The organism is Brenneria izadpanahii, from assembly GCF_017569925.1.
GTDB classification, from domain to species: domain Bacteria; phylum Pseudomonadota; class Gammaproteobacteria; order Enterobacterales; family Enterobacteriaceae; genus Brenneria; species Brenneria izadpanahii.
The window spans coordinates 2,952,016-2,977,243 of record NZ_CP050854.1; the positions used below are offsets into that span (position 1 = coordinate 2,952,016).

The following is a 25,228-nucleotide window of genomic DNA, read 5'->3' on the forward strand; positions in this document are numbered from 1 at the left end:
GCCTATTGCCCAGTCGGTTTTGTGATGGCTGAACTAAAGGCTAATGACCGAGGTCGTCAAGCGGGATGAACAGCACAGCCGCTCGCCCGCGTCATAAATGTTTATCTGCCAAACCTGATGACGCCGACCAATGTGCAGCGCGTAGCACTCGCCGCGGACCTCGCCATCAACGACGGCGCGCAGATGGTTGGCATTGACTTCTATCCCTACCACCCGCTGTTCCCCTTCGGTGCATAGATAGCCGGCGACCGAGCCGAGCGACTCAGCCAGAACAACGGAAGCGCCGCCGTGCAGAAAACCAAACGGCTGCCGGGTCCGGGCATCCACCGGCATGATCGCTTCCAGGCTCTCTTCGGTCAGCTTGGTAAAACGAATCCCCAAATGCGCGATCATGCACCCCTGGGCCTGCTGATTAAGCTGGTCAAGCGTCATCTGTCGTTTCCACTGCATCAGATAATCTCCAGTAAAGCCTGTAGCGGATGACGTAGCGCGTGTCCTTCCATCCGCTTCACCTGACTGCGGCAAGAGTAGCCCGTGGTCAGACAGCGTTTTTGCGGTAGCCGCTGCAGCGCCTGTTGCCAGGACAAAGCATAGATACCCTGGGAATTTGCCAGATTCTTACTTTCATGACCATAGGTTCCCGCCATCCCGCAGCAGCCGACGCTGACATTTTCCAGCCGGGCGCCGAAGCGGGAGAAGATATTCGCCCACTGCTGGCTGCTGGCCGGCAACGCGGTGGTTTCGGTGCAATGCCCCAGCAGATACCAGGATTCGCCGGTGGCGGCCGGCGGCGTCTCTTGCGCCGGCAAGGTCGTCAGCCACTCATGAACCAGTTGCACCGTAAAGTCGCCCCGTTTTTCCCCCAGAATTTCACGGTATTCATCGCGATAACACAGCACCAGCGCAGGATCGACGCCCACCATCGGTATCCCCAACGTCGCCACGCGATTAAGGAAATCGGCGGTTTTGGCGGCCGTCCGGGCAAAGCTGTTCAGGAATCCTTTAATATGCTGCGCCTTACCATTCGGAGAAAAAGGCAGCAATACCGGTTTCAGCCCCAGCTTCTCTACCAGATGAACGAAATCAGCGACCACTTGCGCATCGTAATAGCTGGTAAAAGGATCCTGTACGATTAGCACGTACTGCCGGCGTTCCTGCCCGGACAATTTTTCCAACTGTTCCAGCGTTGTTTTACCGGCGCGGTGGCCGGCGAGTTGCTGACGCAGCGACGGGGAAGAGAGCAGCGGCAGATCGACCATGCCGATTTGCCGGCGGCTCAGTTCGTTCACCCACGGCATTTTCAAAAAGAAGTTAAACGTTTTAGGACTGAGCGCCATAAGCGGCGCGTAGCTTTCCACGCCCGCGACCAGATAATCCCTCACCGGGCGTAAATAGCGGGTGTGGTACAGCTGTAAGAAGCGAGAACGAAAACTTGGGACGTCGATTTTAATCGGACATTGCGTCGAACAGGCTTTACAGGCCAGACATCCCGACATCGATTCCTTCACTTCGTGGGAGAAATCATATTCCCCCTGACGCGCATGCCAGGTGTTGCCGATTTTCCGGATCAACGCCCGCAGGCTGATCTTTTGCTGCGGTAGCTTTTTCTCCAATTCCAGCGGATCGACGCCCTGTTCCGCCAGCAAACGCAACCATTCACGGACCAGCGTCGCCCGGCCTTTCGGCGAATGGATCCGGTTGCCGGTAATCTTCATGGAAGGACACATCGGGCTGCGGGCATCGAAATTGAAACATAGCCCATTGCCATTACAATCCAGCGCGCCGCGAAAAGAGGTGCGAACCGCCAAAGGAATGGTGCGATCGTAGGTGCCGCGCTTGACGGTATCCACCTTCATCATCGGAGCGTCGACTCCCAGCGGAGCGCAGATTTTACCGGGGTTCAGGCGGTTATCCGGATCGAAGGCGGCCTTGATACGGCGTAACTCGGCGTACAGTTCGGGGCCAAAAAACTCAGGGCTGTACTCGGCCCGGAATCCTTTGCCGTGTTCCCCCCACAGCAGGCCGCCGTATTTCGCCGTTAACGCGACGATATTATCGGAGAGCTGCTTCATCAGCATTTCCTGCTGAGGATCGCACATATCCAGCGCCGGCCGCACGTGCAGAACGCCCGCGTCCACATGGCCGAACATGCCATACGCCAGGTTGTGGCTATCCAGCAGCTCGCGGAATTCGGCGATATAATCCGCCAGATGTTGCGGCGGCACGCAGGTATCTTCGGCGAACGGGATCGGCTTTGCCAGACCTTTGCTGTTTCCCAGCAAGCCGACCGCTTTTTTGCGCATGCCATAAATGCGTTCGATGCCTAGCAGATCGTTACAGACCTGATAACCAATAACCCCCGTTTCCCCTTCCGCCATCAGAGTTTCCAGCCGTTCGCATAGCGTGTTCACCTGATCGTTGATCAACGCTTCATCATTGCCGGCAAACTCAACAATGTTCAGTCCTAGCATGTCCCGATCGGGCACATCGGTAATGAGTTCGCTGACGGAGTGCCAGACAATATCTTCACGGGCCAGATTCAATACCTTGGAGTCCACGGTTTCCACTGACAGCGCCTGAGCTTCCACCATGAAAGGCGCGCTACGCAGCGCCGAATCGAATGAGTCGTACTTGACGTTGACCAACCGTCTGACCTTCGGCAACGGCGTGATATCGAGCTTGGCCTCGGTAATAAACGCCAACGTCCCTTCCGCGCCGGTCAGGATACGCGTCAGATCGAAGGTTTGCAGATCGTCGCTGAAAACATGGCGTAAATCGTAACCGGTCAGAAAGCGGTTTAGCTTAGGAAACTTATCGAGGATAAGCTGGCGTTGCTCACGGCAGCGATGCAAGACAGTCTGATAAATCCGTCCAACCGCGGATTCATCCTGCGCCAGTTGCTCCGCCAATGCGGTAGGCATGGCCTGCGTATCCAGAATCTCGCCGCCGATCAGCAGCGCCCGTAAACCCAGGACGTGATCGGAGGTTTTGCCATACACCAGCGACCCCTGCCCCGAGGCGTCAGTGTTGATCATCCCGCCCAGGGTAGCGCGGTTGCTGGTGGACAACTCCGGAGAGAAAAAATAACCGAAAGGCTTAAGATACTGATTTAGCTGATCCTTGATTACGCCGGCTTCTACTCTGACCCACCCCTGTTCCAGATTGATTTCCAGAATGCGGTTCATATAGCGAGACATATCAACCACTACGCCCCGATTCAGCGCCTGACCATTGGTGCCGGTACCTCCGCCCCGCGGGGTGAATGTCAGGTCAAGAAAGCGTTCCTCTGCAGCCAAACGCGACAAAATCGCGACATCGGCGGTGGAACGGGGGAAAACAACGGCATCCGGTAACAATTGATAAATACTATTATCTGTCGCCATCGTCAGACGATCGGCGTAGTTTGTCGCGGTATCGCCAGTAAAACCATTTTGTTTCAATGCTTCCAAAAAATTGAGCACCGGCTGAACGAGGCCGGGCGACTGAGAGATCTGTGGGATCATTATTTTTTGACCCTGTCTTATACAAGAAGTGTTTGCCAATATGACGTTAGGTGTCTGTGAATGAAACGATTTATTATTTATCCAACCATCAGACCCATCACGTTTTATCATATTTCCCGCAGCGATGCCGCTGGTTCGGTAAAAAACACACTGAGTATTGGTTTTCCACTGTTCACACCGACAATATGTTCGACAGACTGTCAAAAACCACATAAATATCTCATGATAAATCATCGCCGTTTCATCGCATTGCCAAAGCGGCGTTGCTTTTACACGTGGCGTTTACTTAATAGAGGTACTATTCATTGACAAGAAAAATTCCACAACCGCATCTCGACCTGGTCAGAATATTATTCAGCCTGCTGTTCATTGCCATCATGATCATCGCCTGTTTTTGGGTTGTTCAACCTTTTATCCTGGGATTCGCCTGGGCGAGCATGGTGGTGATCGCTACCTGGCCGTTATTAATCAAACTTCAGCATCTGCTTTGGGGGCGCCGTTCTCTCGCCGTTGTTGCCATGACGTTACTGCTGATCCTGCTGTTCGTGATGCCGATTGCCGTACTGGTCAGCAGCGCTGTCGATAACAGTTCGGCGTTAATGGGTTGGGCGGCCAGTCAGGAAAACTTCTCCCCGCCGCAGTTGGAGTGGCTGACCTCCATTCCGTTGGTCGGGGATAAATTATTCAATAGCTGGCAAACCCTGTTGCAAAGCGGCGGCAGCGGTTTGTTCGCCAAAGCGCAGCCTTATGTGGGAAAAACCGCAACCTGGCTGGTGGCGCAGGCGGCGCACGTCGGCCGTTTTCTGATGCACTGCGCCCTGATGCTGGTATTCAGCGCCCTGCTCTACTACAAAGGGGAAGCCGTCGCCAAAGCGGTGCGCCACTTCGCTATCCGCCTTGGGCATGAGAGCGGCGATACCGCGGTCATTCTGGCGGCGCAATCCATCCGGGCGGTTGCGCTGGGCGTGGTGGTAACCGCTATTGTGCAATCCCTGTTGGGAGGCATCGGTCTGTTCGTCGCGGGCATCCCGTATACCACGCTATTAACGGTACTGATGTTCTTGTGCTGTCTGGTGCAATTGGGACCGCTCCCCATACTGGTTCCCGCGATTATCTGGCTTTACTGGAGCGGGGATACCACCTGGGGAACGGTGCTGTTGGTTCTAAGCTGCGTGGTCGGAACGATTGATAATTTCATCCGTCCGATATTGATCCGCTTCGGCGCCGATTTGCCGCTGCTGCTAATCCTGTGCGGCGTTATCGGCGGTTTGCTGGCCTTCGGCATGATTGGTCTGTTCATCGGGCCGGTCGTCCTTGCGGTGTCTTATCGCCTGCTTTTTGCATGGATGGACGAAGTTCCCGAACCAAAGGGAATCGTTGATGATCCCCTTAAACCGAATACCGGCAAGGACTAAGCGACGTTAAACGCCATTACTGCCGCGGAAGATCTATTTCGCGGCAGTTAATTGATAAATATTTTTAATGTTTTATCTCATTTTTGCGGGAATATTCCTAAGAAATCGCGCTATTTTCTCCTTATCAGTTCAATTTTATTAAAACCCCCGCGCTTTTTGCCAATAAATCCTTAAAAAACAATTAACTATTAGGATGATTCCTAATGACTGCGCGGAACAGAGTTAATAGGATTGTTTACGGAGCTAATTTAACCTTCATTAGTCAAAAGGTTTCCTCCTCGTCAGAGTTAGTAACGAATTGCTGTGTGTAGTCTTTGCCCATCCCCTGAGATGGGCTTTTTTTTATCGCGAGCTATCCATGCCCGCTTCTTCGTGCCGCCGCAAGCGGCGTTGAAAGCCGCTCCCGGAAATTTTTACCCGCCGACCAATGAAGATTCACCGCCATAAATTGCGGTTGGCCATGTTTTTGTAAATCTTCTATTTGTATTTCACGCGCTTTGCTTTATATCTTTCCTCTTTCAAGCGGATGCGGCTTGAAAGATAACGGGCATGGCGTCTTCGTTTTGAAATCTATTCGATATATTAGTTGGCAAATCGCTTTATTCTCAGGAGTTTTTATGGCTAACCTCGCCAGGGGATTACTACTCGGCTTCTTGCTCAGCCTGCTCGCAGGTTGCGATAACCCGCCCCATACCGATCTGCGTCCACTGTTGACCATCGAGGGAAAAACGATGGGAACGTTTTACAGCGTAAAAATCAGCGGTGAACAGAAAGAGAGCAAGGAACAACTTCAGCAAGAGATTGATGCCTTGCTGGAGCAGGCGAATAACGAGATTTCGACCTACCGTAACGATTCGACGCTGTCGAAATTCAATCAATATCGCGGCAGCGATCCTCAGCCCATCAGCAACGGCATGGCCGATATCATATTGGCGGCCCAGCGTATCGGGCGGGCAACCGGCGGCGCTATGGATATTACCGTCGGCCCCCTGGTCAACCTGTGGGGATTCGGCCCGCAAAAACAGCCGACGCAAATTCCCAGCCAGCAACAGATTGATGAAGCCCGGCGGAAAATCGGGCTCAAGCACCTGAAATTACTGAGTGACGAACAGGGCGAATGGATCCAAAAGGATTTGCCCGATCTGTATGTCGACCTATCAACATTGGGCGAAGGCTATGGCGCCGATGTTCTAGCGCAACTGATGGCCCGGAAAGGCATCACCGACTATCTGGTTTCCGTTGGCGGCGCCATCTCCAGCCGAGGAGTGAATGCCGAGGGGACGCCGTGGCGAGTGGCGATTCAGAAGCCGACCGACCAGGAAAACGCCATGCAGGCGGCGGTCAACCTACAGGGATACACCATCAGCACCTCCGGCAGCTACCGCAATTACTTTGAGCAGAACGGTCAACGATATTCCCATGTGATCGATCCCTCCACCGGGAAACCCATCACGCATCAGTTGGTTTCGGTTACCGTGATCGCGCCGACCGCCCTGGAAGCCGACGGCTGGGACACCGGATTAATGGTTCTGGGAAGGGAAAAAGCCTTACAACTGGCGGAGCAACAAGGGTTGGCCGTTTACCTGATTACCAAGACCGATAAAGGCTTCCACGCGGAAATGACGCCTCAATTCCGGTCGTTTCTGATTGCGCAGTGAATGCCGCAGAGCAACGAACGGTCTGAAAGAAGATCCCCGCCTGCGCGGCGGGGATGGCGATGAAAGCGGGAGGTACGGCGGTAACCTGACGCCAAATAGCGTCAGGCAAGATACCGTCGCGTCCGGCGACTATTGATGTTCGGCCAGATTCAGCCAGGTTTGCACCACGGTATCCGGGTTAAGCGACAAACTGTCAATCCCCTGCTCCATCAGCCAGAGCGCGAAATCTTCATGATCCGACGGCCCCTGACCGCAGATCCCCACGTATTTCCCCTGTTTTTTAGCGGCTTTGATCGCCATCGACAGCAATGCCTTGACCGCGTCATTACGCTCATCAAACAGCTCGGAAACCACGCCGGAGTCCCGATCCAGCCCTAACGCCAACTGCGTCATGTCGTTCGAACCGATGGAGAAACCGTCAAAATACGCCAGAAACTCCTCCGCCAGCAGAGCGTTAGAGGGGATCTCGCACATCATGATGATTTTCAGCCCGTCTTCGCCGCGCCGCAGCCCTTGCCGAGCCAGTTCGTCGATCACGGCCTCCGCCTGGGCGACGGTACGCACAAACGGGATCATGATCTCGACGTTCTTCAGCCCCATATCATTGCGAACACGCTTAATCGCCTCGCATTCCAGCGCAAAGCACGCTTTAAAATCAGGGGAAACATAGCGTCCCGCGCCACGGAATCCCAGCATCGGGTTCTCTTCATCCGGTTCGTAACGTTCGCCGCCCACCAGGTTGGCGTACTCGTTGGATTTAAAATCGGATAACCGCACGATGACCCGCTTCGGCGAAAAAGCCGCCCCAGAGTGGCGATGCCTTCCGTCAATCGAGCGATATAGAACTCGACCGGATCGTCATACCCTTGCATCAGCGCCTTGATTTCGCGCTGTAGCTCCGGGGTTTGCTGGTCGAACTCCAATAGCGCGCGGGGGTGAACGCCGATCATGCGGTTGATAATAAACTCCAAACGCGCCAGCCCAACGCCATCATTCGGCAGGCAGGCGAAATCAAAGGCGCGATCGGGGTTGCCGACGTTCATCATGATTTTCAGCGGCAAGTCCGGCATTTCATCGATTTGCGAACTTTTCACGGTGAAATCCAACAGATCATGGTAGACGTAGCCGGTATCGCCCTCCGCGCACGACACGGTCACTTTCTGTCCGTTACCCAGACGTTCCGTAGCATCGCCGCAACCCACCACCGCCGGGATCCCCAGCTCACGGGCGATGATCGCCGCATGACAGGTACGCCCGCCGCGATTTGTGACGATGGCGGCCGCTTTTTTCATGATCGGTTCCCAATCAGGGTCGGTCATATCCGTCACCAGCACATCACCTGCGTTAATCAGGTGCATTTCGCTGATATCCTGAATCACTTTCACTTCGCCGGCCCCGATGCGATGGCCGATAGCCCGCCCCTCCACCAGCACGTTACCGCCGGACGGCAGATGATAACGCTCCATCACCTGACCATTGGAGCGCACGGTCTCCGGACGCGCCTGCACGATATACAGCTTGCCGCTGTGGCCATCCTTCGCCCATTCGATATCCATCGGCCGGCCGTAGTGCTTCTCAATCAGCAGCGCCTGCCGGGCCAGCGCCTGGACTTCATCATCGCTCAGACTGAAGCGCGCGCGCTGCTGCTCCGGAACGTCTTCAATTTGTACCTGCTTGCCATGCTCCTGACTGGCCGCGTACACCATACGGATTTTTTTCGATCCCATATTGCGCCGGACAATTGCCGGTTTGTTGTTGCGCAAGGTGGGCTTGTGCACATAAAACTCATCGGGATTAACCGCACCCTGCACCACCATTTCCCCCAATCCATACGCAGAGGTGATGAACACCACCTGATCAAAACCAGATTCGGTATCGATAGTGAACATCACGCCGGAAGCGGCCAGATCGGAACGCACCATACGCTGAACGCCCGCCGACAGCGCGACGCCGCGATGGTCGTACCCCTGGTGGACGCGATAGGAGATGGCGCGATCGTTGAACAGCGAAGCAAACACGTGCTTCACGGCGACCATTACCGCATCAATGCCCTGAACATTCAGGAAAGTTTCCTGCTGTCCGGCAAACGAGGCGTCCGGCATATCTTCGGCGGTTGCGGAAGAGCGTACGGCAAAAGAGGCGTCTTTCTCCCCTTCGGCCAGTTGTTGATACGCTTCGCGGATCGCCTGATCAAGCGAGGGCTGGAACGGCGTATCGATAATCCACTGGCGAATTTGCGCTCCTGCTTTCGCCAATTGGTTTACATCGTCAATGTCGGTTTGATCCAACAAATCGTAGATACGCTGATTAATACCGCTTTGATTAAGAAAATCATTAAACGCCTGTGCCGTCGTCGCAAAACCATTCGGCACCGATACGCCCAATTCTGACAGGTTGGTGATCATTTCACCCAGAGAGGCATTTTTGCCCCCCACCCGATCAACATCGTGCATACCAAGCTGGTTATACCAGAGGACATTCCGCAAATCAGAGCCGTTATTGGACATCGAAAAAATCCTTTCTGCATACAAGTAAGGTATGGAAACGTTCAGTTGAGAATTCGTCTCAACGTAATCAGCGTAGCATAACGTTCTATAAAGTATTGAAAGGTGAATCGATCAACCTATGAAAAAAAACCAATTTCACAGGCCAAAATCGATAAATGCGGTAAAAATAAAATATTGCAGAAGATTCTTATCGTTATCATACTGATAATGAAACCGCGTTTTAATAAAAGCATTCTTGAAAGACATTTTTTACTGCAGTTGACATGTTTTTTTTATTAAAAAACAACAAGAGGTGGATGTGGAAAGAAGCGTATTTTATGTCTCTGACGGGACGGCAATCACGGCCGAGGTGCTTGGTCACGCGGTGTTGTCGCAATTTCCGGTGAGCACCGTGAGCTATACCTTGCCCTTTGTTGAAAATGAAGCGCGGGCCAAAGCCGTTTGCGAACAGATCAACACCTTGTATCACCAAAGCGGCCTTCGTCCATTGGTCTTTTATTCCATCGTCACTCCCACCGTACGCGATATCATCACCGGCAGCGAGGGGTTCTGTCAGGATATCGTGCAGGCGCTGGTGGCGCCGTTGCAAAAAGAACTCAACATCCCGCCGACCCCGATCGCCAATCGTACCCACGGTTTGACCGCCAACAACTTGAGTAAGTATGACGCGCGTATTGCCGCTATCGACTATACGCTGGCGCATGACGACGGTATTTCTCTGCGAAATCTCGATCAGGCCCAGGTCATTCTGCTCGGCGTTTCACGCTGCGGCAAAACCCCCACCAGCCTCTATCTGGCGATGCAGTTCGGCATCCGCGCCGCCAATTATCCTTTCATCGCCGATGATATGGATAACCTGCGTTTGCCCGATGCGCTCAAACCTTTTCAAAACAAGCTGTTCGGGCTGACCATTGATGCGGAACGGCTGGCCGCCATCCGTGAAGAACGCCGCGGAAATAGCCGCTATGCCTCTCTGCGCCAGTGTCGTATGGAACTCAGCGAAGTTGAGGCGCTGTTTCGCAAACACCAGATTAAGTACATCAATACCACCAACTATTCCGTTGAGGAAATCTCCGCCAAAATCATCGATATCCTCGGCATGAGCCGACGCATGTACTAGTACATGGTGTATTTATCGCCGGATTTAGTTTATGGTAAGCGCCATTACTTCCCGGCATTCCGCCGTTGAGAAGAAAACCATTTTAGCTGAGAAACATTCTCCCGACAGGATTCGCGCTTCTGGCTGGTAAAGGCGACACGCGCAACGGATGTAAAAATGCGGGCCTGCATGAGCGCGGCGCCCGCCTTACTTTTTTATATACATACGCCGCGGCTTCGCCTCAGAAGATATCCCCGATAACGTCGAGCGGCGGACTGTCAAATGCCCGCGGCGCGGAAGGCGAGAAGCATAGGTTCTCAGCTAAGCGCACTCAGAGATACTATATGCATCAAACAGATGAACTGCGCAGCACGCGCATCGACAATCTGGTTACGCCTCAAGCGCTGATAACCGAATTGCCGCTTTCGTCCGCCGTCGCCGCAACCGTGACGTCGTCACGAAAACATATCGAACACATTCTTAGCGGTAAAAATCGCCGTCTATTAGTCATTGTCGGCCCCTGCTCCATTCACGATACGGTCAGCGCAATGGAGTACGCCAACCGTCTGACGGCATTACGCACGCAATACCAGGATCGGTTGGAAATCGTAATGCGAACCTATTTTGAAAAGCCGCGCACCGTCGTAGGCTGGAAAGGATTGATTTCCGATCCGAAGCTGGACGGCTCTTACCGGGTGAATGAGGGACTGGCGTTAGCCCGGCGTTTGCTTTTGGACATCAATAGTCTTGGATTGCCTACCGCCACCGAATTTCTGGATATGGTCGTCGGTCAGTATATCGCTGACCTGATCAGCTGGGGCGCTATCGGCGCCCGCACCACCGAAAGTCAGATCCATCGTGAAATGGCATCGGCCCTTTCCTGCCCCGTCGGCTTTAAAAACGGTACGGACGGCAACACGCGTATTGCCATTGACGCCATTCGCGCCGCCCGCGCGCAGCACATGTTCCTCTCCCCCGACAAACAAGGGCGGATGACGGTTTACCAAACGCACGGCAACCCGTTTGGCCACATTATTATGCGCGGCGGGAAACAGCCGAATTATTATGCCGACGATATTGCCGCAGCCTGCGCGCATCTGCGTGAACACCGCTTGCCTGAACATCTGGTGATTGATTTCAGCCACGGAAATTGCCAGAAGCAGCATCGCCGTCAATTGGAGATCGCCGATGACGTCTGCCGGCAGATTCGCTCAGGCTCATTAGCGATTGCGGGAGTGATGGCGGAAAGTTTTCTGGTGGAAGGAAACCAGCCGGCGCGCCATCCGCAAACGCTGACCTATGGGCAGTCGATTACCGATCCGTGTCTGGGCTGGCAGGACACGGAAACCCTGCTTGCCCGCCTGGCCGACGCGGTCGATAGCCGTTTTTGATGACCAACCGGCCGGCAAACCCTTTTTGCCAATCAAGCATGAGAGATAGCGAAGGACAGATATCTCATGCTTGAGCGGCTCCGCCACGGCGTTCAAGCCGCTAATTCGCCTGCCGGTTTTACCCCGCCACAAGCCGCATATCCGTGATATTTAGGGCAGCGTAAGTTTATTGCGTTGCATATAAAAGCTAATCTGATAGTCATGGGCGTTGATCATGATGGAGAAATCGATATAGTCGCCCCCTACCGTTTTCGCCAGCGACGTCATCTGCAACAACGGCGTTCCCTCATTAACCTTCAGCAATCCGGCGACGACGCGATCCGCCAGAATCGGGGAAAAGATCTCATAACAGCCGGCAATTTCAACGTGCTTTTCATCTTCAATATAGGCGAACTTCGATCCCTGCAAATGCTTAATGGAGAGATCGGGAAAAGGCGCGATAGGTAAATAACTATCCTCAAGCATGCAGGCTTTCCCATCCACATAGCGTATGCGGCGGGCAAAATAAATTCTTTCGTCGGTGCGCAGCCGCAGTTGGCGGGCGATAGCAGGCGGCGCAGGAATGGTTCGAAACTCAATCACCTCGTTATTCGTTGTACGGCCAATCAAGCGCATATGTTCCGCGAAGCTGTTCAACGCGTGTCCTTCATGCTGAACATCTTTCCGCAGAATATAGGTACCGCTGCCGTGACGGCGTTGCAGCAGCCCCTCTTCAATCAACTGTTCGATGGCTCTGCGGATCGTCATGCGCGAAACAGAGAATTCAACCATCAAACGTTTCTCCGGCGGCAGGGCTTCGCCAATGCGAAATTCGGCCGAATTGATACGCGAACGAATCTGTTCTGCGATAGATTTATAGATCACTTTCAGACCTCCATTTCACGGCAAACGAGTCTCATTTTCGCGCTCATATCAATTGAATTTACCTGATTATCAGTATATTACAACGAGCTATGCGTTACTCGGCCGAGCGGTTCCGCCAAGATGTCTGCGAAATGACAAAAAGGCATACCTCTCAGGCTATCACTAAATCATGATTCAGTTCACATATCTCTGGTTAAATGACTACCCGCCTTATTCAATCTTCATATTCTCAATTCACAAGAAAATATTTAGACGTACAAAAATAGCTTCTCCCTACAAAATTTAAAATGAAGGAAAACACTATGCTAAGTCAAATCCAACGATTTGGTGGAGCGATGTTTACTCCCGTACTACTATTCCCGTTCGCTGGGATTGTCGTCGGTATTGCAATTATGCTGACGAATCCAATGTTTGTCGGTGAATTAGCGAATCAGGATAGTTTATTTTTTCAGATTATTAATATTATTGAAGAAGGCGGATGGACAATATTCCGCAATATGCCGTTAGTCTTTGCCATCAGCCTGCCGATTGGCCTTGCCCATCAGGCTCCGGCCAGAGCCTGTCTGGCCTCGCTGGTGTCTTACCTTACCTTCAATTATCTTATTCAGGCCATGGCGACCCAGTGGGGCGGTTATTTTAATGTTGATTTCACCGCCGATGCCGGAGGCGTAAGCGGATTAGTTATGATCGCCGGAATAAAAACATTGGATACCAGTATTATTGGCGCCATTGCCATTTCCGGTTTAGTCACGGCTATTCATAACCGTTTTTACGATAAAACATTACCGGTTTATATCGGTATATTTCAGGGAACGGCTTATGTCGTTATTGTCAGCTTTTTTATTCTGCTTCCTGTCGCCTGGTTAACATTGCTTATTTGGCCAAAAATTCAAACAGGCATTTCTTCGCTGCAAGATTTAATGTTGGCGTCGGGGGCATTAGGCGTCTGGATATATACCTTTTTAGAACGAATTTTGATCCCGACGGGCCTGCACCATTTTATTTACGGACCTTTCATCTTTGGTCCGGTCGCGGTGGAAGGCGGCATTCAGGTTAACTGGATTGAACATATTCAGGCCTTCAGTCAATCAACCTTGCCGTTGAAAGAGCTGTTTCCTCAGGGCGGTTTTGCGCTGTACGGCAATACCAAAATGTTTGGCTCCATCGGCATCGCCGCCGCCATTTACGCCGCCGCCAGCCCGGAAAACAAGAGCAAGGTGGCCGGCCTGCTCATCCCGGCGGTGCTGACGGCGGTACTGGTGGGAATAACCGAACCGCTGGAATTCACCTTCCTGTTTATCGCGCCATTCTTGTTCGCCATTCACGCTCTGCTGGCCGCCACCATGGCGACGGTAATGTACCTGCTGGGCGTGGTCGGCAATATGGGCGGCGGACTGATTGAAATTGCCACGCAAAACTGGCTGCCGATGTTCCACCACCACGCGATGAACATGGTGATCCAAATCGCGGTTGGCGTCGCGTTTTCATTCATCTACTTCTTTGTCTTCCGCACGATAATTTTACGTTTCGACGTCAAAACGCCGGGCCGGGAAGAGTGTGAGATCAAGCTGTACACCAAAACCGACCTGCGCAGCAAGAAAGCCGCTCAGCCGGCAGGCCAACTCGAACAGGCTCAGGCCTATCTGGATGCCCTTGGCGGCACGGCGAATATCGTCGACCTAACCAATTGTGCAACACGTCTGCGTATCACGCTCGCCGATCCCGCCCTGATGCAGCCTGACGACATATTCCGTCAGTTGGGCGCCCACGGCGTGGTGCATAACGACAACGCTATTCAAATTATCGTCGGCCTATCGGTTCCGCAGGTTCGCGATCGTCTGGAAAACTTGATGCAACATTCACGCTATACGGAGGTTCACTCATGAAAAAATTCTCAATTGTTATCGCCGGCGGTGGCAGCACATTCACCCCAGGAATTGTTCTAATGCTATTGCAAAACCGCGACCGTTTTCCCATCGGCACGCTGAAATTTTATGACAATGACGGCGCAAGACAGGAAACCATCGCCGAAGCCTGCAAGATCCTGCTGCAAGAACAGGCGCCGGAAATCGCATTCAGCTATACCACGGATCCGGAAGAAGCCTTCACCGGCGTGGACTTTGTTATGGCGCATATTCGCGTCGGGAAATACCCGATGCGTGAACTGGATGAAAAAATCCCGCTGCGCCACGGCGTGGTCGGTCAGGAAACCTGCGGCCCCGGCGGCATCGCTTACGGAATGCGCTCTATTGGCGGCGTGCTGGAACTGGTGGATTTCATGGAAAAATATTCCCCGCAGGCCTGGATGCTGAACTATTCCAATCCGGCCGCCATTGTCGCGGAAGCCACGCGGAAACTACGTCCGCAAGCCAAGATCCTCAACATTTGCGATATGCCTATCGGTATTGAGGGACGGATGGCGGAAATCATCGGCTTGAAATCACGTAAGGAAATGAAAGTCCGCTACTACGGGCTGAACCACTTCGGCTGGTGGACCTCCATACAGGATAAAGACGGCAACGAACTGCTGCCGACCATTCGCGAGCACGTGGCGAAATACGGTTACATTCCGCAAACGGGCGATGCTAACGTCGAACAGAGCTGGAATGATACCTTTGCCAAAGCCAAGGACGTATGCGCGCTGGATCCGCAAACGCTGCCGAATACGTATCTGAAGTACTATTTCTTCCCGGATTACGTGGTGGCGCACTCAAACCCGGAATACACCCGCGCCAATGAAGTCATGGCCGGCCGCGAGAAACATGTTTTCGGCTCCTGCAACGCGATCATCAACGCCCGTTCCGGCGCCGCCGGCGATCTTGAAATTGATGAGCACGCTTCGTATATCGTCGATCTGGCGCGCGCCATCGCCTTTAATACGCAGGAGAGAATGTTGCTGATCGTAGAAAACAACGGCGCGATCAATAACTTTGATGACGACGCCATGGTGGAAATTCCTTGTCTGGTGGGCAGTCAAGGACCGGAGCCGTTGCAGGTAGGCGATATTCCCACCTTCCAGAAAGGTTTGATGAGCCAGCAGGTGGCGGTGGAAAAACTGGTGGTCGAAGCCTGGGTCGAGCACTCTTACCAGAAGCTGTGGCAAGCCATCAGTTTGTCTAAGACCGTCCCCAGCGCCAGCGTGGCGAAAGCCATTCTTGATGATTTGATCGAAGCCAACCGCGACTACTGGCCGGAACTGAAATAAGCGCCGATTTCCCTCCCCGCGCCGGGGAGGGATCGCTTTCATCGCCGATGCGGTAAGACGCCGCTTTACCGGCGCTAATCCGTCAACTTAAGCAGAATGTTAAAGAGAACACGGCAGAAGCGCCTCACGCCGCGACATCCCGATGCTTAAACGCACGGCACCTCCCGGTTACTCACGCCTTAAACACAAAGCATTAACGTTGACCGCCCCGCTTTACTCGCGATATTCGGCATCTTCCCCCGCCCGCCAATGACGCATTTCCCATGGATTAAGAAAATTTCACTTGATGTAACTTTTTTGTTACATGAAAATGATTCTCATTAGTTTCTGGCTATGCTGTGATGAAAACAAAGAATAAGGAAGCGACAATGCAGACTTCAATCTACCAACAATATCTACAGGCTAAAACTGCGCATCCGCGTAAATACGCCCGCGATCTGGCCGCCCTGCTCGGCATCAGCGAAGCTGAGCTGACCCACTCGCGTGTCGGACATGATGCAAAGCGCCTGCAGGGAGATGCCAAATCCTGGCTGACCACCCTGGAGCAGGTTGGTAATACCAAGTCTATCACGCGTAATAATTACGCCGTTCATGAGCACGTGGGTTATTACCGCAACCAGCATTTGGACGGCCATGCCGGCCTGATCCTAAATCCGCGCGAGCTGGATTTGCGCCTGTTCCTGCATCAATGGTCATCCGCTTTCTTCCTGGTGGAAACCACGCCGCGCGGCGAACGCCAGAGCATTCAGTTTTTTGACCACCAGGGCGACGCCATTTTGAAGGTTTATGCGACCGACGCCACCGATATGCCGGCCTGGCGGCAGTTCGTCGATCAATTCGCCAGCGCTGAAAATCCGGCGCTGGTCATTCGTCCGCAAGCGGCCGACGCCGCCGCGGCTAGCGCGGTGGAATACAACCCGGAGCTTGAGGCCGAATGGCGCGCCATGACCGATGTCCACCAGTTTTTCATTCTGCTGAGGCGCTATAACCTCACCCGCCAGCAGGCTTTCCGCGCCGTTAGCGATGAGCTGGCCTATCGGGTTGATAACACGGCGTTATCACAAATCCTGTTCGCCGCCAAAGACGCGCAAAATGAAATCATGATATTCGTCGGCAACCGCGGCTGCGTGCAGATTTTCACCGGAAAAATCGAACGCGTGGAACGAATGGAGCAGCACGCCGAATGGATTAACGTTTTTAATCAGTACTTTACGCTGCATCTGATTGAAAATTCAATTGCCGAGAGCTGGGTAACGCGCAAACCGACCGCCGATGGCATCGTCACCAGCCTGGAACTGTACGCCGCGGACGGTACGCAAATCGCGCAGCTATTCGGACAACGAACCGAAGGCACGCCGGAACAGCAGCAATGGCGTGAGCAGATTAGCGCCCTGAAAGCGCTTAAGGATCTTGCCGCATGAAACACTGGCTATTCCCGTTATTAATGGCGCTGCCGTTAGGCGCTTCGGCCGCCGAGCGTATTGTCTCCATCGGCGGAGACGTCACTGAAATCATCTACGCTCTAGGGGCGGAGAAAGATCTGGTCGCCAGGGACAGCACCAGCCTGCATCCCGATGCCGCCACCAAACTCCCGGACATTGGCTACATGCGCCAGCTCAACACCGAAGGGATTTTGTCCATGAGACCCTCGCTGGTGATCGCCAGTGAACTGTCTCAACCTTCGCTGGTATTGCAGCAGGTGGCGGACAGCGGCGCCAAGGTCATCAATATTCCGGCCGACCCCGTGCCGGAAACCGTTCCGCAAAAGATTAGCGCGATCGCTCAGGCGCTGGATAAAGAAGCGGAAGGCAAGAAGCTGGCAGAGACTTATCAGCAACAGTTAGCCGGCGTCGCCAGTTCGCCGCTGCCGGTTAAGGCGCTTTTCATTCTCAGCCACGGCGGTATGACCGCGATGGCCGCCGGGAAACATACGCCTGCCGACACCATCATCCGTAACGTCGGATTAACCAACGCCATGCAGGCCATCGAACGCTATCAGCCGCTATCGCAGGAGGGCGTAGTCGCCAGCGCGCCGGATCTGGTGTTGATTTCCACTCAGGGGTTAAAGAGCCTGGGCGGCGAAGAGCAGATATGGAAATTACCGGGTCTGGCGCTAACGCCGGCAGGGAAAGACAAGCGCTTGCTGGTGGTTGATGATATGGCGATGCTCGGCTTTACGCTGGAGACGCCGGCCCTGATGGCGACCATCCGTCAGGCCGCAGAACAAATAAAATGACGCGACGGCTTCATCCACGCTATTTACTGGCCGCTCTGCTGCTGTTGCTGTTGGCGCTGATGACGGGAGCGGCGAATATGGGCGCGCTCACCCTATCGGTAAAGATGCTGTGGCAGACGCCATTTAGCGATCCGCTATGGCACATCTGGTTGAATATTCGCCTGCCCCGCGTGCTGCTGGCGGTGCTGGTCGGCAGTGCGCTGGCCTGCTCCGGCGCCATCATGCAGGGATTATTCCGCAACCCGCTGGCCGACCCCGGACTATTGGGCATCAGCAGCGGCGGCGCGCTTTGTGTGGCATTGACGATTGTTCTGCCTCTCGGCCTTCCGCCGCTGTTGTCGCTTTACAGTCCGATGCTGGCGGCGTTCGCCGGCTGCCTGGCGATTACCGCGGTGATTTTCATTCTGAGCCGTTCCGAACAGGGCGGGCTGACGCGGCTGTTGTTGGCCGGTATTGCGCTGAACGCGCTGTGCATCGCCAGCGTTGGCGTATTAACCTACATCAGCACCGATCAGCAACTGCGCCAGTTCTCGCTGTGGGGAATGGGAAGTTTGGGCCAGGCGCAGTGGCCGATGCTGCTGGTCGCCGCTACGCTGGTGCTTCCGGCGCTGGTGATTACTCTGTATCAGGCCCGGCGTTTAAACCTGCTGCAGTTGGGCGATGAAGAAGCGCATTATCTGGGCGTGAACGTCAAACGCACCAAGCACACGCTGCTGCTGTTAAGCTCGCTGCTGGTAGGCGTGGCGGTGGCGGTCAGCGGCGTGATCGGCTTTATCGGCCTGGTTATTCCCCATCTTATTCGCATGCATCTGGGCGCCGATCACCGCTGGCTGATTCCCGGCTCCATACTCGGCGGTTCCTGCCTGTTGCTGATTGCCGATACCCTGGCGCGCACCGTCTTATCCCCGGCGGAGATGCCCGTCGGGCTATTAACCAGTCTGATTGGCGGCCCCTATTTTTTATGGCTGATCGTGCAACATAAAGGACGCGGCCATGAATGACACCGCGCTGGCAGCCCGAAATCTGAGTTACCGCACCGGCGGACGATATCTGACGCAAGATGTTTCGCTGGAGGTTAATTGCGGCGAGATCGTGGCGATCATCGGCCCCAATGGCGCGGGTAAATCCACGCTGCTGCGCTTATTGACCGGTTATTTAACGCCGCACCAGGGAGAATGCCTATTAGCCGGCAAGCCGTTTGCGCAGTGGACGCCGACCGCACTGGCGAAAACCCGCGCGGTAATGCGCCAGCATAGCGGACTGGCTTTCGCCTTCAGCGTAGAGGACGTTGTCGCCATGGGCCGTTCTCCCTATGGACGCGACCAGCGGAACGATGAAATCATCTGCCGGGTAATGGAGCAAACCGGCTGCCGGGATCTGGCAAACAGGGATTACCGCCATCTCTCCGGCGGCGAACAACAGCGCGTGCAGTTGGCCCGCGTGCTGGCCCAGCTCTGGCATCCCGAACCGACGCCGGGATGGCTGTTTCTCGATGAGCCCACCTCGGCGCTGGATCTCTATCACCAGCAGCATCTGCTGCGGCTGTTGAAGCAATTGACGCAACAGCAGCCGTTGGCCGTTTGCTGCGTGCTGCACGACCTCAATCTGGCCGCCTTGTACGCCGATCGGATTTTACTGCTGCACGAAGGGAAACTGGTGGCGCAGGGCACGCCGGATCAGGTTTTGCAGGCGGACCTGCTTACCCGCTGGTATCAGGCCGATCTGAACGTCAGCCCGCATCCTGAATATCCGCTCCCGCAGGTCTATCTGCGCCGGTAAGCGGCTTTCAACTGGAGCAGGAGACGGTCAGATGTTTGCCCCACTCTGGCGGCAACGCCGCCAGATCGTCCATTTCCGGCTGGTCGGCATAGGGCTGACAAAGCGCCCGATGCAGCCGCGCCAACGCGCCGATATCATCCTTTTCCGCCGGTTCGATAGCCTGCTGCGCCAAGTAGTTGCGCAGCACATATTTCGGATTGGCGGCCTTCATTCTCTGTTGCCGTTCGGCATCGCTTTGCGGCTCCCGCATCAGGCGTTTACGATAGGCGTCAAACCAGCGGTCGAACGCCGGGCGATCGATAAACTCATCACGCAGCGGCGAAACGGCATCGTTTTTCTCGGCCCCGGACAACAGGCGAAAGGTTCGGGTATAGTCGCGCCGCTCTTGCTGCATCAGACTTAGCAACCCCACCAGAATATCGTTATCTGCGGCATCGGCGGTAAACAACCCTAACTTGGCGCGCATCAGTTCCCCGAATTGCCGCATCAGCGCCGGCTCATAGCGAGCCAGTTCGCGCTCTAGTTCATCCGCGGTCATCAGCCCCGACAGCGACTGCGCCAGACGATACAGGTTCCATAACCCAACCACGGGCTGATTCTCGAATGCGTAGCGTCCCTGATGGTCGGAATGGTTGCAGATATAGCCCGGTTGGTAATCATCCATAAATCCGAACGGGCCGTAGTCAATAGTCAGACCGAGGATCGACATATTATCCGTATTCATCACGCCATGCGAAAAGCCGACCGCCTGCCAGTGCGCAATCAGCCGCGCGGTGCGCTCAACCACATCGCCGAACCACAATGTATAGCGCCGTTCATCGTCCCGCCACTGCGGCCAGTGACGGGCGATGACGAAATCCGCCAGTCGGCGGACGTTTTCCGGTTCACGACGGTAATAAAAATGTTCGAAATGACCGAAGCGCACATGGCTTTCCGCCACGCGCAGCAACATAGCCCCCGGCTCTTCCCGTTCACGCTGAATAACCTGCTCGCTGGTTACCACGGTCAACGCGCGCGTAGTGGGAATGCCCAGATGGTGCATCGCCTCAGAAGCCAGAAACTCGCGGATCACGGAGCGCAGCACCGCGCGCCCGTCTCCCATACGTGAGTAAGGCGTCAGACCTGCGCCTTTAAGGTGCCAATCCATGCCGCGGCCATCCGCCAGCCGCTGCTCTCCCAGCAGGATGCCGCGCCCGTCGCCCAATTGCCCGGCCCACGCGCCGAACTGATGACCGCTATACACCTGCGCCAGCGGCGCCATTCCGGGCAGCAGCGCTTCGCCGCGCCAGACGGCGTCATGCGGGGGCGTAAACCACTCCGGAGATAGCCCGAGTTCATCCGCCAGTCCTTGACTGTGATAAAGCAAGCGCGCGCCCTGAAGCGGCGTCGGTTTCAACTCGGTATAGAAACCCGGCAACTGTTGATGGTAGTGATTGATGAACGATAGTGTCTGCGGCATGTGTTCTCCCCTATAAGGAAAGTGTAGAACGGCCGTCATGAAACTAACACGGAGAGAGTATAGGGATATTGCCGATTCCGCCGTATAACCTGACAAAACCAGCGGAAGTAAAATCCGAGGCTTCGCGTTATGAGCGATGAAAGAAATCGGCCTGCGGTTTCAATTCATCAAAGTGAACCGCCGACCAAAGATTTCCCTGTACCGCATCAATACTTAACTGCCTGACTTTGTCTAAATATTCAGGCGTGTCAATGCCTTTCGCAATAACCGTTATCTGCGGATAATGAGTTTTCATGATCCGCAACAGCGGATCCATAATCGAAACATTGGTCGCACGGGATAATAGATGCCAGACGAAATTCTGATCCATTTTCACCATACTAATTAAGTTATCATTCAAAGGATTCAGATTAATTTTCCCCGAACCGAAATTATCCAGACAAAGGTTAAATGATTCACTTAGCTTCAGAATACGAGGATCTTTTTTACCCTGGGATAAGTTTGGAAACAGTTCATTAATCTCTAATTGGATAAATGGAAGGTTTTTAATTTCATGACTTAACATCTGCGATCCCATCAGGAAATCTGCGGCTTCAGGGTCGGTTTTTAACAAAAGAATAACGTTATTTTGAGTAAACCAATCCGCATTTTTTTTTGACAAACTCGATTTGTTCTTTAATGAAATCATACTGTTGCGTTTTGGTTAATATACTGAAAATAACATCGGGAAGGATGCTCATATTTCCTGACAAACTATTAAATCGAGTTATCATAACAACCGCCAATAACTCCCCTTCCATACGATAAATAGGCCAGAAAACATAATCACTTGCATAGTCTACATCTAACCGAATAAGCATGTTATATCATCATAAGTCAGGTAATAACAAACCACTATTTGCGTGCGTTTTATACTAAATATCCCAAAAACGATCGCTATTTAGCACTGTTTTTTCAGACACCATTTGCTATCCCAGCTAGAGGGTCGGATTAATCACTTAGGTTTTCTGGCCGTATAAATATGTCATGCCGCAACCTATAAAAAGCGTGCTACTTGCTTTATTTATAGACCAGAACAATCTATTTTCCACATTAATACAATAGGAATAGACTTAGTTCGGATATTAGGATGATTTCAGGGAAAGAATTTGCTCTTCGGCGTAAAGGGAAAAAGATTATCAAATCGTATTTTTCCGCTCATAACATTTTTTATACTCGCGGGGGCTAATGCCGTAGTGGTGGCGAAACAGCCGGGAAAAATAGCGCGCGTCGGGGTAACCGACCGCCAGCGCGATCTGCGTGATGGACAGCGATGTACTTTGCAACAGGCTCCTTGCCCGGCTAATGCGCTGTTTCTCCCGCCAGGCGAAAACCGTCTGGTTCATTTCCCGCTTAAACAGATGGGCCAATCGTGAAGGAGAAAGGAAAATCCGCCGGGCCAGCGCCTCAATATTGATATCCTCGGCGATATGCTCGTCAATATACTGGCACAGCGCATTAATGCGAGGATCCACGGCATGCCGATTGCTTATTGGCTGGGCCCGGAAACAGGTTAAAATCAGCCTTTCGAGCGCGTTCATGGCCATCGCCTCCGCCAGTGGTTCGATGGCGGCATGGTGGTGAATCACTTCAGAGAACAGAAGCTGCATATTCTCGATGGCGGTGGGAGAGCCGAGCCGCATCTTCCCGATATTTTTATCGGTGTTATCCCAGCGCAACCAGTCGACCCAATAGGGTCTTGGAATAAAATAAATCCATAAATGATCCCAAAACTCGCTGTTCTCCGCGCGCCCATAGTGATGCGGCACGCCCGGAGGGAAAAGCACCAGTTCATTTTCCTGGCAATGAATATAATGTTCCCCGGCCTTCACTCGCCCTTCCCCCGCAACGTGAGGTTAATGATATAACCTTTCATTCCCTGGGGACGATTAATGTAATAATCCAGCTTGCTGCCACGCGAAATCGGGGTAAACCCGGCAACCAGATAGGCATTGAAGGTGAAACTTTTCATCAATGGCGAGAAATTCACCATATCATCTGAATTAAGCGCCATTGTCATCATTCTCTCGCTGCCGGACAGAGGAAACTACTCGTCCTGCAATACGCGTAACCCCCAGGGGTCAAGCGTTACTTCCGCCGCCGCGGGCAACAACCGATCGCTGAGCAAGCAGCGGGACGGCGCCGGAATGCGGACGGCGCGAGCCGTTGCCGAATAGTTAAACATAAAGCGGATTGTCTCCCCTGCACGATTTTTCCCTTTGCATACGATTAACGGGAAGGCAGTTTCCGAAGTTTGCGACGCCAGTTTACAATCTCGGCATAAGTAATTGAATAATTGGCTGATAAAAGGTTTTTTCGGCAGAAATCCCACATACATCGCCAGCCCGCCGCCATAATTTTTTTCCGTTACGGCGGCATATTTTTGCCAGCAGGGATGCTGATATTGCGCCAGAATACGAGTCCCCTCGTCATCCGGCGTTAACAACTCCATCCATAACTCGGCCGGTTCATCTTCCCGCGCGCTTATCTCCTCAACCAATGACTTAATGACGACCTGCTCCGGCAAGACAAATTGGCTATAGGAGATCCCGCAGCTCTGGCTCAATATTCCTGGCTGCTTTCCGCTTCGCACCTTCACATTTTCATCGCAAAACCCGGATTTAAAGCCAATCAGCGCACGGCCTCCATTTTGGATATAACCGTTGATGCGCTCCAGCAGCGCATCGTCCGCCGCATATAATGCCGGTATGACGATGGCCTGATATTTATCACAGCCATCATCGATATCATTGATGATATCAAGCGCAATATTCTGGTCGTACAGGGCGTCATAAAAGCGTCGAACAATATCGTTATAGACATTGCCTGACGCTTCGCCAGGTTTAAACCAGTTCAAGGCTTCCATCGCTTCGTTGTTCACCAGCAACGCGACATCATTATGAAAAGAGAGACCGGCCAGCGCGCCGGAAAGGCGGGCAAAATCCGCGCCGATGGTCTGCGCTTCACGGTAGGTCGCGTTAGGCATGAAATCGTGGCTCAACAACCCTTTCCAATAGGTTTCAAACGAGTTATGAATCGAGTGCCAATGCCAGTACGACACCATTTTTGCTCCGCGGGCGATATGGCTAAAAGCCTGAAGACGCAGTTGCCCCGGATAAGGCGTCCACTGTGGGAACCCCTGCGCCTGCGTTTCCAGAACAAAGTAGTTCGCCCCCTGTTTTAAATTGCGCGCGACATCGCCGCCAAACGCAATCTCCCGCCCGGAGAGATGATCCTGTGAAGGATGATAAATATCCACGCCGGCCACCGTTAACGCTTTAGCCGCGGCGAAATGGTCCACGCGCGGCTGTACGCCGTAAGAGTAGCCGCGCCACTCAAAATCGAAATTATGGGTGATAAACTGATCGTCCCGGGCATATTCCGCCACGATAGCGGCCTGCCATGTCAGATACTCGGTTACCATCCGGCGCTGAAATTTAGCGAACGCACTACCCAAACTGGCATTAATGGTGCTTTCCACCGGGGGAAAATCTTCCCAGCTATCAATACGATTGCTCCAGTAATCCAGCCCAAAATCTCGGTTCATCTTACCAATATCCGGATAACGCGACTTCAGCGAGTCAACAAAACGCCGCTGTATCTCAGGCCCGACGTTATCATAATGTTTGGTTTCGTTATCCAACTGATAGCCGATAATAGCCGGGTGTCGATGCACGTGATCCATCAGGACGCGAATGATATTTTCGGCGTAACGCAAAAATGTCGGGCTCACGATATCCATGATTTGACGGCGGCCATATTTCTCCCGTCCTTGCGCCGTCGTAACCATAACCTCCGGGTGCTTTCTCGCCAGCCAACTGGGAATGGCATAGGTCGGCGTGCCGATTATTACGGCTATCCCGGCGGCGTGCATGGCATCCAGAACACGATCTATATGCGTAAAATTATATTCGCCCTCCTGGGGTTCCAGGGTACTCCATGTTGACTCAGCGATACGGACGACATTAATTCCCGCAGACAACATCAATTCAATATCTTTTTCCATCCGATCCTCTGGCATATATTCGTCATAATAAGCGACACCGTAATATAAATCGGCCATTGTATCTCCT

16 protein-coding genes, 1 other RNA gene and 2 pseudogenes are annotated in these 25,228 nt (G+C 53.4%); 11 read left to right on the forward strand and 8 right to left on the reverse strand.

Annotated features, from left to right (window positions below):
• Nucleotides 1-33: 33 nt before the first annotated feature.
• Complete coding sequence (locus HC231_RS13215) at nucleotides 34-450, reverse strand: hotdog fold thioesterase (RefSeq protein WP_208227096.1); 417 nt, start codon at nucleotides 448-450, stop codon at nucleotides 34-36.
• Nucleotides 450-3,503 (reverse strand): D-2-hydroxyglutarate dehydrogenase YdiJ, encoded by a 3,054-nt coding sequence (gene ydiJ / locus HC231_RS13220; protein ID WP_208227097.1) that lies wholly within the window; start codon nucleotides 3,501-3,503, stop codon nucleotides 450-452. The genes HC231_RS13215 and ydiJ overlap by 1 nt, the downstream gene beginning before the upstream one ends.
• A gap of 305 nt (nucleotides 3,504-3,808) precedes the next feature.
• On the opposite strand from ydiJ, the gene ydiK reads away from it, so the two are divergent.
• The 3 genes from ydiK (at nucleotide 3,809) to apbE (ending at nucleotide 6,576) form a co-directional block, all read left to right on the forward strand.
• Nucleotides 3,809-4,918, forward strand: a complete 1,110-nt coding sequence (ydiK, locus tag HC231_RS13225; protein WP_208227098.1) for an AI-2E family transporter YdiK — start codon at nucleotides 3,809-3,811, stop codon at nucleotides 4,916-4,918.
• A gap of 237 nt (nucleotides 4,919-5,155) precedes the next feature.
• Nucleotides 5,156-5,264, forward strand: an RNA gene (rprA, locus tag HC231_RS13230) — antisense sRNA RprA.
• 271 nt (nucleotides 5,265-5,535) lie between these two features.
• A complete protein-coding gene (gene apbE / locus HC231_RS13235; protein ID WP_208227099.1) occupies nucleotides 5,536-6,576 on the forward strand; it encodes an FAD:protein FMN transferase ApbE in 1,041 nt (346 codons plus the stop codon).
• Between the two features lie 129 nt (nucleotides 6,577-6,705).
• Here the strand turns inward: apbE and ppsA are convergent.
• Nucleotides 6,706-9,083: pseudogene (gene ppsA / locus HC231_RS13240) on the reverse strand (phosphoenolpyruvate synthase).
• A 298-nt stretch (nucleotides 9,084-9,381) separates the two neighbouring features.
• On the opposite strand from ppsA, the gene ppsR reads away from it, so the two are divergent.
• Together ppsR and HC231_RS13250 are read left to right on the forward strand one after the other, a co-directional pair.
• Complete coding sequence (gene ppsR, locus HC231_RS13245; RefSeq protein ID WP_208227100.1) at nucleotides 9,382-10,203, forward strand: posphoenolpyruvate synthetase regulatory kinase/phosphorylase PpsR; 822 nt, start codon at nucleotides 9,382-9,384, stop codon at nucleotides 10,201-10,203.
• 323 nt (nucleotides 10,204-10,526) lie between these two features.
• A complete protein-coding gene (locus HC231_RS13250; RefSeq protein WP_208227101.1) occupies nucleotides 10,527-11,573 on the forward strand; it encodes a 3-deoxy-7-phosphoheptulonate synthase in 1,047 nt (348 codons plus the stop codon).
• Nucleotides 11,574-11,723: 150 nt separating this feature from the next.
• Here the strand turns inward: HC231_RS13250 and HC231_RS13255 are convergent, their stop codons facing one another.
• A complete protein-coding gene (locus HC231_RS13255) occupies nucleotides 11,724-12,437 on the reverse strand; it encodes a GntR family transcriptional regulator (RefSeq protein WP_208227102.1) in 714 nt (237 codons plus the stop codon).
• Nucleotides 12,438-12,739: 302 nt separating this feature from the next.
• Here HC231_RS13255 and HC231_RS13260 point away from each other — a divergent pair, with 302 nt between their 5' ends.
• The 6 genes from HC231_RS13260 to HC231_RS13285 all read left to right on the forward strand — a co-directional run bounded on the left by HC231_RS13260 (nucleotide 12,740) and on the right by HC231_RS13285 (nucleotide 19,657).
• Nucleotides 12,740-14,323 carry an alpha-glucoside-specific PTS transporter subunit IIBC gene (locus HC231_RS13260; RefSeq protein WP_208227103.1) on the forward strand — a complete coding sequence of 528 codons (1,584 nt, stop codon included), beginning with the start codon at nucleotides 12,740-12,742 and terminating at the stop codon, nucleotides 14,321-14,323.
• A complete protein-coding gene (locus HC231_RS13265; protein WP_208227104.1) occupies nucleotides 14,320-15,642 on the forward strand; it encodes a 6-phospho-alpha-glucosidase in 1,323 nt (440 codons plus the stop codon). Before HC231_RS13260 ends, HC231_RS13265 begins: the two co-directional genes overlap by 4 nt.
• A 368-nt stretch (nucleotides 15,643-16,010) precedes the next feature.
• Nucleotides 16,011-17,063: a hemin-degrading factor gene (locus HC231_RS13270; RefSeq protein WP_208227105.1), complete on the forward strand. Its 1,053-nt coding sequence runs from the start codon at nucleotides 16,011-16,013 to the stop codon at nucleotides 17,061-17,063.
• Complete coding sequence (locus tag HC231_RS13275; protein ID WP_208227106.1) at nucleotides 17,060-17,878, forward strand: heme/hemin ABC transporter substrate-binding protein; 819 nt, start codon at nucleotides 17,060-17,062, stop codon at nucleotides 17,876-17,878. The genes HC231_RS13270 and HC231_RS13275 overlap by 4 nt, the downstream gene beginning before the upstream one ends.
• On the forward strand, nucleotides 17,875-18,879 hold the full coding sequence (locus HC231_RS13280; protein ID WP_208227107.1) for a FecCD family ABC transporter permease: 1,005 nt from the start codon (nucleotides 17,875-17,877) through the stop codon (nucleotides 18,877-18,879). The genes HC231_RS13275 and HC231_RS13280 overlap by 4 nt, the downstream gene beginning before the upstream one ends.
• Nucleotides 18,872-19,657, forward strand: a complete 786-nt coding sequence (locus HC231_RS13285; protein WP_425490396.1) for a heme ABC transporter ATP-binding protein — start codon at nucleotides 18,872-18,874, stop codon at nucleotides 19,655-19,657. The genes HC231_RS13280 and HC231_RS13285 overlap by 8 nt, the downstream gene beginning before the upstream one ends.
• 7 nt (nucleotides 19,658-19,664) lie before the next feature.
• On the opposite strand, the gene HC231_RS13290 is transcribed toward HC231_RS13285, so the two are convergent.
• From HC231_RS13290 to HC231_RS13305, 4 genes and pseudogenes are all read right to left on the reverse strand, one after another.
• Nucleotides 19,665-21,116 carry a protein adenylyltransferase SelO gene (locus HC231_RS13290; protein ID WP_208227108.1) on the reverse strand — a complete coding sequence of 484 codons (1,452 nt, stop codon included), beginning with the start codon at nucleotides 21,114-21,116 and terminating at the stop codon, nucleotides 19,665-19,667.
• A 127-nt stretch (nucleotides 21,117-21,243) separates the two neighbouring features.
• Nucleotides 21,244-21,804, reverse strand: coding sequence for an EAL domain-containing protein (locus HC231_RS13295; protein ID WP_246494492.1), 561 nt, complete (start codon nucleotides 21,802-21,804; stop codon nucleotides 21,244-21,246).
• 490 nt (nucleotides 21,805-22,294) lie between these two features.
• A pseudogene (gene araC / locus HC231_RS13300) lies at nucleotides 22,295-23,169 on the reverse strand (arabinose operon transcriptional regulator AraC).
• A 33-nt stretch (nucleotides 23,170-23,202) separates the two neighbouring features.
• Nucleotides 23,203-25,218, reverse strand: a complete 2,016-nt coding sequence (locus HC231_RS13305) for a beta-galactosidase (protein WP_208227109.1) — start codon at nucleotides 25,216-25,218, stop codon at nucleotides 23,203-23,205.
• Nucleotides 25,219-25,228: the final 10 nt, after the last annotated feature.